At 57.8% G+C, this 12,306-nt stretch carries 11 protein-coding genes; 5 read left to right on the top strand and 6 right to left on the bottom strand.

Annotated elements, in window-relative coordinates:
• The 5 genes from RGM2987_RS23140 to RGM2987_RS23120 all read right to left on the bottom strand — a co-directional run bounded on the left by RGM2987_RS23140 (window position 1) and on the right by RGM2987_RS23120 (window position 4,474).
• Window positions 1–1,107 (bottom strand): ParB N-terminal domain-containing protein, encoded by a 1,107-nt coding sequence (locus RGM2987_RS23140; protein WP_245145138.1) that lies wholly within the window; start codon window positions 1,105–1,107, stop codon window positions 1–3.
• Complete coding sequence (locus tag RGM2987_RS23135; RefSeq protein WP_245145137.1) at window positions 1,104–2,006, bottom strand: DNA adenine methylase; 903 nt, start codon at window positions 2,004–2,006, stop codon at window positions 1,104–1,106. The genes RGM2987_RS23140 and RGM2987_RS23135 overlap by 4 nt, the downstream gene beginning before the upstream one ends.
• 151 nt (window positions 2,007–2,157) lie before the next feature.
• Window positions 2,158–3,297, bottom strand: coding sequence for a site-specific integrase (locus tag RGM2987_RS23130; protein ID WP_245145136.1), 1,140 nt, complete (start codon window positions 3,295–3,297; stop codon window positions 2,158–2,160).
• 204 nt (window positions 3,298–3,501) lie between these two features.
• Window positions 3,502–4,047, bottom strand: coding sequence for a hypothetical protein (locus RGM2987_RS23125; protein WP_245145135.1), 546 nt, complete (start codon window positions 4,045–4,047; stop codon window positions 3,502–3,504).
• An 85-nt stretch (window positions 4,048–4,132) separates the two neighbouring features.
• Entirely contained in the window at window positions 4,133–4,474 is a 342-nt protein-coding gene (locus RGM2987_RS23120; protein WP_245145134.1) for a type II toxin-antitoxin system HicB family antitoxin, read from the bottom strand.
• Between the two features lie 310 nt (window positions 4,475–4,784).
• Between RGM2987_RS23120 and RGM2987_RS23115 the strand changes: the two genes are divergently transcribed.
• Window positions 4,785–5,090 (top strand): DUF6388 family protein, encoded by a 306-nt coding sequence (locus tag RGM2987_RS23115; RefSeq protein ID WP_245145133.1) that lies wholly within the window; start codon window positions 4,785–4,787, stop codon window positions 5,088–5,090.
• 39 nt (window positions 5,091–5,129) lie between these two features.
• On the opposite strand, the gene nadC is transcribed toward RGM2987_RS23115, so the two are convergent.
• Entirely contained in the window at window positions 5,130–5,978 is an 849-nt protein-coding gene (nadC, locus tag RGM2987_RS23110) for a carboxylating nicotinate-nucleotide diphosphorylase (RefSeq protein ID WP_245145132.1), read from the bottom strand.
• A 269-nt stretch (window positions 5,979–6,247) separates the two neighbouring features.
• Between nadC and RGM2987_RS23105 the strand changes: the two genes are divergently transcribed.
• The 4 genes from RGM2987_RS23105 (at window position 6,248) to RGM2987_RS23090 (ending at window position 12,241) form a co-directional block, all read left to right on the top strand.
• A complete protein-coding gene (locus RGM2987_RS23105; RefSeq protein WP_245145131.1) occupies window positions 6,248–8,461 on the top strand; it encodes a DUF1631 domain-containing protein in 2,214 nt (737 codons plus the stop codon).
• A gap of 64 nt (window positions 8,462–8,525) precedes the next feature.
• Window positions 8,526–9,086 carry a 1,6-anhydro-N-acetylmuramyl-L-alanine amidase AmpD gene (gene ampD / locus RGM2987_RS23100; protein WP_245145130.1) on the top strand — a complete coding sequence of 187 codons (561 nt, stop codon included), beginning with the start codon at window positions 8,526–8,528 and terminating at the stop codon, window positions 9,084–9,086.
• Entirely contained in the window at window positions 9,083–9,919 is an 837-nt protein-coding gene (gene ampE / locus RGM2987_RS23095) for a regulatory signaling modulator protein AmpE (protein WP_245145129.1), read from the top strand. Before ampD ends, ampE begins: the two co-directional genes overlap by 4 nt.
• Window positions 9,920–10,210: 291 nt before the next feature.
• Window positions 10,211–12,241: a methyl-accepting chemotaxis protein gene (locus tag RGM2987_RS23090; protein WP_245145128.1), complete on the top strand. Its 2,031-nt coding sequence runs from the start codon at window positions 10,211–10,213 to the stop codon at window positions 12,239–12,241.
• The last annotated feature ends 65 nt before the right edge of the window (window positions 12,242–12,306 follow it).

Genomic DNA, 12,306 nt, shown 5'->3' with positions numbered 1-12,306 from the left:
TCAACTGTCCGTCAGTCGTGTTTTTTTCTGCTGCGGGGCCTGTTTTCGCTCCATTTCCTGGTAGATATCATCTGCAATATTTGCAATGCTTCCAGCAATACGCAGTAATGCTTCAGATTTATCGTAACCAGTGGTTAAGGTCGCGCGCGCAGTTGTCAGCTCTCTTTTTGCGGCCAGTAGAGCCTCTTCGAATACTGCGGAGGGGGGCCTGCTAATTTCAAATGCTTTGGATAGCTCTGTTCCAGCGCGCAACGCCGCAACGGCTTCTCTGTTCCCAACAACTGCATTAAGTCGGCGCAAATCCGGGTTCTGTGATTCGACCACCGGAGGCTGCTTGTTTTTCTTGCTACCATATAGCCACACGCATAACTCACCCAATTCCTGGAGCTTGTCAGCTGGGACTGGCTCTTCCGTTTCGTTCTCTTTGGGAGCAATGTTGAGAAAAGTGCCAATTCCCTCGTAATCTAGGCCGGTATAAAGATGAGAGAAAGATAACCGTTGCCGAAATCTATCAGCCCTATCGTAGACTTTTGTCTTTTCCGCCTGCTCTAATACCATCAGCCCTCTGAATAAGCGCTGAACAGTGTTGTGTCTATCTCCAATCTGATTGGCGATATCTGATAAAGAGATTTTGTACTTTCTATGTATTTCCGCTATGTAAGCTGCCTTGGCATAGCTGCTCCACTTTGCCGGCCCGTTTACGTGTTTAAATCCTAGATATCTCCATGAGCTCTCACGGTCGGAAAGAATAACCGGGATGCTTTCAAGGTTGGCTCTAGCTTCTGGGGTCAGTGCAGGGACAGGCCAACCATTTTCATCTGCTATGGTCGGAGACAGTAAGACTTTAGTGGCAGCGAGTCTACGGTTTCCCTCTATGACTACATTTAGACCTTCTTCTTGAGCGACAATAACCGCTTCGTGAGGAAAAAAACCACTCGCGGAAATGGACTGTACCAATTCTCTTACATCCATCGCGTCCCAGAGAATTTGCAAAATATCTGATTCGGGCGTATCAGAGTCGATACCATATTCGGCCAGTCGAGGGTTGCTTTTGTCAAAATGAAGCTCGGAAACTGGTAAGTATTTTGTCACGGCAGCTTCGGTCATATCGTCGCCTCAAGATTGCATCTCGAAATAATTGATTCAGCGCCACTCACTGTCGCCATGGTTGGGAGTGCCAAATTATGCGGAGCAATGATGAGTTCTTGCATCAATTTTTTCTGCTGGAGTGAATAGCGTACTGGTAAATTAAAAAGATTAAATTCAGAGTAAAGCTCTCTTACAAGATCGGTGTCGTCATATGAGAGTAGCCAGTGTAGGCTTTTTTGAGAAATGATGTACTTAGACACTTTTCGGTGGTCGCCGCATAGATAGGAGTTCAGGTAGAGTCTCTGGCCCTTATTCACGTAGGGAGGGTCAAAATAAACAAATACCTTACTTCTCGACTTGCCCTTGGGTAATTTTTCCTTAAGGAAATCTATTGCGTCCATGTTTGTCAATATAATGCGTTCGCTTACTTTTGCTAACGCAAGTATGCGTTCTGCCAAAGTCTCGCGATTAAATCGCACTCCTAGCGTCCATTTGCCCGCTTGTTCATATCCGCCTATGGGGCCAGCGCCGCTCAACACACCTGAGCGATTACATCTGTTCATGTAGAATGCAGCAAAGCCTACAGAGAAAACGTCATGATTATCGGGTGAGCTACATATAGCTTTCTGTTTGTGCCACTCATTGATAGTTAGCGGGATATTGAATATTTCATCAACGAATCTTTCGCTCTCGTTCAATACAGAGTGCCAGAATGCGTAGACCCTTTGATCGGCATCGTTAATATATATACTTGAAACAATATCATTGCGGAGGAGGCTCAGGGCTGCACCTGCGCCGCCTGCGTAAGGCTCATAATATGGGCGACCGCGCAGCTCATTGAGCTCGATGACGTCGGTCAGAAAAGCAGTCAAACTGGCTTTACCGCCTGGATAGCGCAACGGGCTAGCAATCTTCACGTAAGAAATCCATGCGTCTGGTACCAGGTCAATACACAAAATGGGCCATTATAGCAAGTGACAGTCCTTTTTTACAGCTAGCTAGGCTCATGAGCCTAGCCGTGATCATAGGATGTTTCATCTACAAAACGTATGAGGAATCGTTTCTCTATTATGCCAATCGCTTAGCCAAGTCCTTAGCCCGTGGATGGTAGTAGCGCATCAACATACGCGGCTCTTTATGGCCCGTAATTTTGGTCAGCTCATGCATTGGGAAAATTTCCGCTAAGCGAGACGTCGCTTCATGCCGTAGGTCATGGAGTCGAAGGTCGGTTAGATACCTTGGCGCCGGTCGGATCTTGGCTTCCTGGCATTCGGCCTCATAGGTCCTTCTCGCACGTATTACTGCCCGTTCAAAAGCTCGTGTGACCGCATCGCTTCGAATTCGAAACACTCTGGTGTCGTTGTTTTCATGAGGCATCTGTTCACTGTTGGGCATCCGTGATTTAAGGATTGCCACTGCTTTCGACGAAAGTGGCACGTCACGCGAATCACCGTTTTTGGTCCTTGGCAGGTGGGCTACTCGATCTCTGAAATTAATGTGCTCCCAGCGGAGGCTAACGATTTCACTTCGACGCATTGCTGTCTCAACGGCGAGCTGGATTATAGAGGGAAGGGTGTCAGAACCTGTGGCTGCGATGATGCGCTCTAGCTCATCGTCGTGTGAGCTTCGGCCAGGACTTTGTTCTGTGCCTTTCTCTGCGGAAACAGGAAGCTCGCCTCCTATGACCATGCCCGAACAGCTTGTCGTGAAGAGGCGTCGCGTACGCGAATTGTTGGGTTGTGGTTTGCGTACAAGCTCAAGGGGATTGCTAAGGCTCTCCATGCCCCATTCCTTGCGAGCGATATTGAATACATGAGAAAGCACTTGGAATCGCCTTAACACGGTGGCGGGTTTCACGGACTTCAGCCATTGATCACGTAACTTGGCAATATCGGAGCTGCGGATTGCCGGCATCGTTCTTATGGCGAGCTCGCTCGCCTTCCAGATTCGCAGCACTGAGCGCTCGGCGACCTCTCCTTTTTTATGGGCAGTGATCTCCTGTTCATAACGGCTCAACGCTTCATGAAGCGTGGTAGCTTCAGCCTCGGTGCGGCTGACGAACGCCCCCCGATCTATTTGATGCTCAATGGCCCTGGCCCATTCTTCCGCGTCGGCGCGAGTGTTGAAGGTTTTCACCTGGTCAGGGTAGCCTCGGCGGCGAACACGTGCTTGCCATTGCAGTTCGCCGCGTTTACGGAAGCTAGCCATACTCTTTTACTCCCAAGATGTCAGCCACCAGTGGGACAGAATTGGGACAATAAAGCCAACTGCTGTCTTCTAAGGAGGCTTAGGTTGCCTACAAAGTGCTTGTATACTAGGCTACCTAGATTCCTTGGAATGTCGAGTTCAGGCACTCGTAACGCGAAGGTCGCAGGTTCGATTCCTGTCTCGGGCAAGATTAACCCCCTCCTGTCATTTCACCTTCCGGCTCAGTTCCTCGACCGTGCGTTTGAGCTGGTCCATCTCGCGATCCTGATCGCTGATTTTCCCTTTCAACGTCGAAATTTCGCTGCTGTTCGAGTTTGAGCTGGACCCGTTATTTCGCTTGAGGTCTTCCACTTGCTTGCTGAGGTCGCGCAGGTCTTGCTCCTGTTCCTTGACGGTACGCTTGAGATCGTCAATCTCTTTGCTGCTGGAGGAGGAGCTGGAGCCGCTGTTGCGCTTGAGCTCTTCGATCTGACGGGCCTGCTCGCCGAGGGTGCGCTTCTGTTCTTCCAGTTCGGTGGTGTTGGCCTTCACGCTTTTTGGCAGTTCTTCCAGAACGCCGACGCTGATATTGGTCTTGAAGAGCAAGTCATTGTTGAATGAGCTGCGAAGGGCTGGAATGGTGTCGGAGGGCAACGTGTAACCAGAGTCGGTTTCGACAGCCGCTTGGGCTGTGCCCGCCAGGATCATATTGCCGAGCAACAGGGTGGCAACGCCAACGTGGAATGAAGACAACACGGAAAAGCTGCGCATCACTGGGTTTCCTTGTGAAGTGCCGATATGGCACATCGCTATGACTGGATGACGAGACTTAGGTTCCTTGCGCCCTCCGAGCTCCTCACGCGTGGTGTTGTAAGTATTCGTTCAATGCCTGGCGCGTGAGATCGTTCAAAGAAACGTTTTGACGGGTCGCGGCTAACGCTGCAGCCAGATGCAGATCATGTCCGATACGGACATTAAACGAACCTTTGCAAGGCAGTTCTGGCTGCTGTCCGAGCTGCTCGCAGCTTTGTAGATAATCATCCACCGCTTCGCGAAAAGCTGTTTCCAGTTCTGCGACGGTTTGCCCTTCGTAACTTACCAGCGCCCGGATGAACAGCAGCTTTCCGAATAGACATTTATCCTCGGTGCTTGCCTCAATCGAGCCGATGTAACCCTTGTGCTGCAACTGGGCGCTCATGGAATCAGGCCTCCTGTTTTCAGTTGTTCAACGATCTTCTGGCGGGATTATTTATACGAGGTAAATGTGCGCCGTTGGAAACCGGAAACTGTAACCGGACGCTTTCCGGGCGCCTTGCATCTATGCCAGTTGTTGCACTGGCTTGCGTCTCTGCTAGGATCCTTGTCGCACGCAGCAATACTTCTGTTTTCAGATGATCCCCCGAATGGTTCTGAAGGCCAGGTAAACCGGGCTTGCTACGGTTTCCTGCGTCAGAGAGATCCTTGAAGATCCAGATCCATCCTCCATTCCTCCGATCAGCGAGAACACCATGACCGCGAAAGAACTGACGCAAGAAGCCAGACACGAAGAAGCCCTGCGCAAGTACGCCCTGGACACGCCTCAGTTACTGGAAGAAATCAAGAACCTGAGTGCTGACGATCAGAAAGACCAGATCCAATGGGCATTCGAGGACGAGGCCGAAGCCCAGGGGTTGCAGCCCTGGGAGTTGACCCTCAAATACACCAGCACACCTGAGGAATTCGAGGCGCAGCGCCTTGCCTTGCACAAGGAGGCGGCCGAGGTGCTGGGTGTGGAATGGGATGAGTACTGCGAGATGAATAATCTGGTGGTCTGAGGAAAACGCCAGCCTGATCGAGGCTGGCGTTTTTTTTGATCAGAGGCTCAGTCGCATCGACAAATCCACTGCCTTCACATCCTTGGTCATCGCGCCAATCGAGATGTAATCCACCCCGGTCTCGGCAATCGGGCGCAATGTGCTTTCGTTGATGCCGCCACTGGCCTCCAGCTTGGCCTTGCCGGCGTTCAGGCGCACGGCCTCGCGCATGTCCTCCAGGCTCAGTTCGTCGAGCATGATGATGTCGGCATTGGCCGCCAGCGCTTCTTTCAATTCCGCCAGGCTTTCCACTTCGACTTCCACCGGCTTGCCCGGGGCGATCTTGTGGGCGGCCGCGATGGCCTGGGCGATCCCGCCGCAGGCGGCGATATGGTTTTCCTTGATCAGGAACGCGTCGTACAAGCCGATGCGGTGGTTATGGCAGCCGCCGCAAGTGACGGCGTATTTCTGCGCCAAGCGCAGGCCTGGCAGGGTCTTGCGGGTGTCCAGCAGCTTGACCTGGGTGTCGGAGACGAAGTCCGCCAGGTAGCGGGCCCGGGTGGCAACGCCTGACAGCAGTTGCAGAAAGTTCAGCGCGCTGCGTTCACCGGTCAGCAGCGAGCGGGCCGGGCCTTCGAGGTGGAACAGCGCCTGGTCGGGGCTGACCCGGTCGCCGTCGCGTACTTGCCAATGCACCGCAACCCGTGGGTCCAGTTGCCGGAACACCGCATCGACCCAGGCCGTGCCGCTGATGGTCGCGGCGTCGCGGGTAATGATGGTGGCCTTGGCCAGGCGTTCGGCGGGGATCAGCTGCGCGGTGATGTCGCCGCTGCCGATGTCTTCAAGCAACGCACGGCGCACGTTGGCTTCGATTTCGGCGGTCAGATCGGCGAGGCGTAGATTCGGCATAACGGGCTCCACAAACAAAGTGGCCCGATTATAGGGCCAGGCCGTGAGCGAACCCAAGGCGCCGCGCGCCTGCCCAGCACCTCAAGACCTGCATTTGGTCGCATCCTCGCAACATTTCCCAATTTTTCCGGTCACTTGTTGCGCAGTATTTCGAGCTCGATCACAGAGTCTACTGGCAGGACGGGGTTCTTTTACCTGATAATCCGCCTTTCGATTGACGCCATAGCTTTGACGTTGCGAACCGAAGAACGCCCTTTCAGGAGGCCAGGATGCATAACGACGGGAATGTAGTGCCTTTGCACAAGGTGTCTACCGATCAGGCGAATCGTTCGCCGCTCGCCCGCCTGCCGGTGATTCTGCTTCAGGTCCGCGACAAGGCCGCCCAGCAGTTGCGCCTGGGCTTGCAGGGGTTGTTCGATAACGCCGACGACACGTTGTTCGAAATGGCCGACCGGGCCCGGGACGATGTCGAGCAGAACCTGTTCTTCGAAGCCATGCGCGACCTTCGCCTGAAGCGCAAAAGCATCGAGCGCGAATTCATCGAGCAGTTTTTCGAGGCTTTCGTCAGCCTGGCCCAATACGATTTCACCCAGGCCACCCTCGCGCCCGTCGTGGCCGCCGGTATACCCGGGCAACCGACCAAGGATGAGCTGGAACGACACCTGGCGGTCGAGGCCATGGTCACCCGGGTGCTCAGGCACGATGGTGTGGCGCTCGAACAATTGACCGCCCGGCTCGGCGCATTGCTGGCTCGACCTCTGACCAGCCAGCACAATCCCCTGAGCCCGGCGCTGCTGTGCGAACACTTCCTGCAGGCCGGGCGTAACCTGGGCGTGGGAATCAAGGTCAAGTTGATCCTGCTCAAATTGTTCGAGCGTTATGTGCTCAGCGAGTGCGACCAGCTCTATGCCGAGGCCAATCAGCTGCTGGCCGCGACCGGGATCCTGCCGGACCTCAAGGCCTCGCCGTCGCGACGGGCCTCGGATCGCACCGCCGACAAACCGCTGCCCAAGGCCGACAAACCTGCCAAACCGAGGGCGGCCGAGGTCGATGACAGCGTGCAGGAAGTGTTCGCTGCGCTGCAGAAGCTGCTGATGCAAGTCCGCGGCAGTGTGGCGCCGACGCTGGAAGCCAGCGCACCGGCCCAGCCGATTTCCACCCGCGACCTGCTGCGGCTGCTCTCGCACTTGCAGCAGTACGTGCCGGCACCGGCCGTCCAGGATGAATTCGATCTGCGCGGTCAGCTCGAACAATTGCTCACCCGCGTCAGCGTCAGGAGTGGCAAGTCCCGAGTAGTGGAAGACGCCGACGAAGACGTGATCAACCTAATCTCGATGATGTTCGAGTTCATCCTCGATGACCATAACCTGCCGGACACCTTCAAGGCCCTGATCGGCCGCCTGCAAATCCCGATGCTCAAGGTCGCGGTACAGGACAAGAGTTTCTTCAGCCGTGGCAATCATCCCGCCCGCAGGCTACTCAATGAGATCGCCGCCGCAGCCATGGGGTGTGGCGATTGCGACGATCAACAGCGCGACAGCCTCTATCTGCGTATCGAGCAGGTGGTCCAGCGCCTCTTGAATGATTATGTCGATGACCCGGCGATTTTCTCCGAGCTGCTGGCGGACTTCCTGGCCTTCACCAGTGACGAGCGGCGCCGCAGTGAGTTGCTTGAGCAGCGCATCCGTGACGCGGAAGAGGGCAGGGCCAAGGCCGACCTTGCTCGGCAGCGAGTCGAAGGGGTGCTCAACCAGGTCCTGCTGGGCAAGGTGCTGCCCCAGGCGGTGGTGGAGTTCGTGCAGCAGGCCTGGAGCCAGGTGCTGCTGCTGACCTGCTTCAAGCACGGCGAACATTCCGAGGAGTGGAAAGCGGACGTCCTGACCCTGGAACAACTGATCTGGAGCGTCCAGCCGCACGATGAGCCCGACGCCGGCCTGCGCTTGCTGGCGATGGTGCCGGAGCTGCTCAAGGCCCTGCGCGAAGGCTTGAGCCGTTCGGCGTTCGACCCGTTTGCCACCAGCGAATTCTTCAGTGAGCTGGAAGTGCTGCACGTGCAGTCCCTCGAACGCATGGGGCAGGCGCCGGAGCAGGCGCAGCCGTCAGACCTGCCGGTGATGGTCCAAGTGTCGGAAAAAATCGTCCTGCGCGCGCCCAACAAGACCCCGATGGAGAACGCGGCGGTCCGGTTGCCGGCCGATGACGTGGGCTTGATCCAGGTCGATCAGTTGCGCCTGGGCAATTGGGTCGAGTTCCAGGAAGAGGATGACAATCGCCTGCGCTGCAAGCTGGCGGCAATCATCCAGGCCACCGGCAAATACATCTTCGTCAACCGCACCGGCCTCAAGGTGCTGGAGCACAGCCGCACCAGCCTGGCCCTGGAGTTTCGCCGGGGAGCGGCCCGATTGCTCGACGACACGCTGCTGTTCGACCGGGCGCTGGAGTCGGTGCTGGGCAATCTGCGCCAGCTCAATCGCGGCAAGTGATCGCGCAGCTGGGGCTGATCGCGGCATACTGGCGGCATTCACCGTCGTCATCGAAGGAACCTGTATGCAGCTGGACCCCGCGAGCGGTTGGTGCGATGGCGTGCGTCATTGCCCCTCGCCCAACTTCAATGCGCGCCCCGAGGGCGAAATTTCCCTGCTGGTGATCCATAACATCAGCCTGCCCCCGGCCCAATTTGCCACGGGCAAGGTGCAGGAATTCTTCCAGAATCGTCTGGATGTCACGGAACATCCCTACTTTGCCGGTATCGCTGACCTGCGTGTCTCGGCGCATTTCCTGATCGAGCGTGACGGCGCCGTCACCCAGTTTGTCTCTTGTCTGGATCGTGCGTGGCACGCGGGCGTCTCGTGCTTCGAGGGGCGGGAAACCTGTAACGATTTTTCCATAGGCATCGAGCTCGAGGGCACCGATGATCTGCCGTTCACCGACGCGCAATATGCAGCATTGGTGGACCTGACCCGCCAGTTGCAGGCGGCGTTCAGTGCGATCACGGTGCAGCGCATCTGCGGGCACAGCGACATTGCCCCGGGACGCAAGACCGATCCGGGGCCGGCATTCGATTGGGCGCGCTACCGTGCGGCCCTGACAGAAGGGGAAGGACAATGAGTTTTCTGGTGTTGCTGCTGGCGGTCTGGGTCGAGAAGTTCTCGGCCTTGCGCCAGCGGGTCCAGCGCGACGGCGGTTGGTTGCGCGAGCTGAACAGGCTCGAGGCGCATCCCCGTTGGGTCAATCGGCCTTGGCTGGTGTTGATCGTCATGGTCGTGCTGCCAGCGGCGTTGCTGGCGCTGTTGCTCTGGGTGCTGGAACCGGTGGCCTACGGTCTGCTGGCGCTGCCGGTGCACCTGCTGGTGGTGATCTATAGTCTGGGGCGCGGCGATCTGCTCGCCGGCCTGGGGCCGTTTCGCGATGCCTGGCGTCGGCAAGACCTGCAAGCGGCGGCCCATGTCGCCAAGCGCGACCTGGACCTTGAAGCCAGCGACGGCGAGCAATTGTTGGAGCGGGTCCAAGGGCACCTGTTGTGGCAGGCCTACCAGAGTTTTTTCGCGGTGATTTTCTGGTACTTCCTGTTGGGCCCGGTGGCGGCCTTGAGCTATCGATTGCTGGCGTTGGCTGCCGAGCATAGCCACAACCCCGGCGTAGCCGAGCGGGCTGCCCAGATGCGCCATGCCTTTGACTGGGTACCGGTGCGGCTGCTGGCGGCGAGCTTCGCCTTGGTGGGCAACTTCGTCGCGGTCAGCCGGGTCATGCTGCACGAGCTGCTGAACTGGAACATCAGCGCCGCCGAACTCATCGACAAGGTCGGCCTGGTGGCCGGCGAGATTCCCAAGCCCGTCGCCGGGCCGGACGGCATCAACAGCCTGGACCGGCTCTGGGAGCTGCTGCTGCGCGCGGCACTGCTCTGGTATGCCGGGTTTGCGTTGTGGACGGTGTTGGCCTGACACCGAGAATGATCGAATGACCGGCAGCTTGTTGTGACAAGTGAGCTTAGTTGTGGCGAGGGAGCTTGCTCCCGCTGAGGTGCGAAGCGCCTCCAATAGATTGCGGCCGCTGCGCGCCCGAGCGGGAGCAAGCTCCCTCGCCACAGGGACCGTTCCACGCTGGCTCGTTAACCTTAAGTTACAAATCTCCCCGCCGATTTAGGCTATACAGGCACAGCGCCCGAGTAGTGGCTTTGTGCTGTCTCCGTGCGCCTGCCCATAACAATAACAACACTACCGGGAGACTCCCTTGTGAAGAGTTTGCTCTGGCCTGCCGTCGCCCTGATGAACCGCTTGAGCTTCGGCATGAAGTTCAGCCTGATCAGTGTGTTGTTTCTGCTGCCGATGCTGGTGACCAACTTCTTTCTGGTACGCGATTCCTATCGTGAATTCCAGGGTACCCAGGTGGAGCTGCAAAGCCTGGACCTGCTGGGCAGCAGCCTGGCCCTGCGCCGGGACCTGGAAACCCTGAACAACCTGGTGCAGATCAACGCCAGCCTTGGGCAGTCCGGCAAGGCCGGTGACGTGGAAACGAAGATCGGCACCCTTGAGCAACAAGTCCTGGGGCGCCTGCAAGGCATGACCGCCATGGCTGTGGAGCCTGAACAGGTCAACGCCTTCGACGCCAAGCGCGACGAGATGATTGCCGCGTTCAAGGCCCAGCAGGCCGAAAGCTCCCTGCAAAGCAAAAGTGCGCTGATCGGCAAGCTGCTCAACAGCGCGCAGATATTCAGCCAGATCATCGCCAGCCAGGCCGGGTTGAGTCGCGACAACCAGAGTGACATCCGTCAGCTCAGCGAACTGATCGTCGGCACGACCCCAAAAGTCACCCAGCTCCTGGGTGAGGGCCGTGCGTTGGGCGCGTCTTCTTTGGGGCAGGGATTCCTCAATTCGGCGGCGAGCACTCGCTTCGAAGAGTTGCTCGCGCAGATCGAAAAACTCCAGGGCGAATACGAGCTGAAACTGCAAGACGCCCTGGGTTCGAGCAAGGCGGCCGGGCAAGCCCTGGCCGATCAGGCGGACGGCAGCAAGAGCACGCTGAAGAAAGCTTCGGAGTTGATCGAAGAACAGGTGGTGATGGCCGACACCCTCGACGCGCCATGGCCGGCGTTCTTTGAGCAGGTCAGCGGCCTGATGGAACGGACTTACCGGCTGAACGAAGCGACCCAGGCGTTTCTCGGCGTGCAGTTGCAACATCGCCTGGAGCAGAATCGCAGCCACATGGTGCTGCAAGCCGTGGCCTTGGCGGCGGTATTCCTGTTGATCTTTTACCTGTATGCCGGTTTCTACGCCTCGACCCGCACCACCCTCCAGCACCTGGGCCAGATGATGGACAAAGTGGCGGCGGGGGACATGACGGTCAACTTCGTCGCCCGCAGCAAAGACGAGCTGGGTGAGTTGGGCGAGGTGTTCAACGGCACGGTGGCGAAGATCCATGACCTGATCGAACAGGTCGGCCGGACCGTCGCCGAAGTCGAGCGCCAGGCCGGCCAGGTGGAAACGGTATCGGCCCGCAGCAATCAGGCGGTTGCCGGGCAGCGCAGCCAGATCGAACTGGTGGCCACCGCGATGAACCAGATGTCAGCCACCGCCCAGGAAGTGGCCCGCAGCGCCGCCGCGGCGGTCAGCAGCGCCCACAGCGTGAACGACGAGACTCTCAGCGGGCGTGGCTTGGTGGAATCGCAGCAAGGCAGCATTGCCCGCCTGGCCAGCGAGATCGACCAGTCGGTGCAGGTGATCAATCAACTGGCGACCGACAGTCAGGCCATCAGCCGCGTGCTGGACGTGATCAAGAGCATCGCCGAGCAGACCAACCTGTTGGCCCTCAACGCCGCCATCGAAGCTGCCCGGGCCGGTGAGCAGGGGCGCGGCTTTGCCGTAGTGGCCGATGAAGTCCGGACCCTGGCCAAGCGAACCCAGCAATCGACCGAAGAAATCGAAGCGATGATCAGCCGCCTGCATGGCGGAGTAGGCGCCGCCGTCAAGGCGATGGGCAGCAGCCATGAGATGGCCAGCGGCACGGTCGGCCAGTCGGAGAAGGTCCAGCAGGCCTTGGAAAATATCCTCGGAGCCGTCGGGATGATCGTCGACCAGAACCAGCAGATCGCCGCGGCAGTGGAGCAGCAGACCGCCGTGGCCCACGACATCGATCAGAACATCGTCGAAATCAACCGCGCCGGCGAACGCACCGCCGAAGGCGCGCACCAGACCGAGGATGCCAGCCGTGAACTGTCGGCGCAGGTGGTGCAGCTCAAGCAGTTGATCAATGCGTTCCGGGTTTAGGGCCGGCTGATTCGCCGCAAATCCAGTGTGGGAGCGGGCTTGCTCGCGAAAGCGGTGTGCCAGTC

The organism is Pseudomonas sp. RGM2987 (assembly GCF_022952855.1).
Lineage (GTDB): Bacteria > Pseudomonadota > Gammaproteobacteria > Pseudomonadales > Pseudomonadaceae > Aquipseudomonas.
The sequence above is the reverse complement of the archived record's forward strand: the minus strand, read 5'-3'. Positions and strand labels throughout refer to the sequence as shown.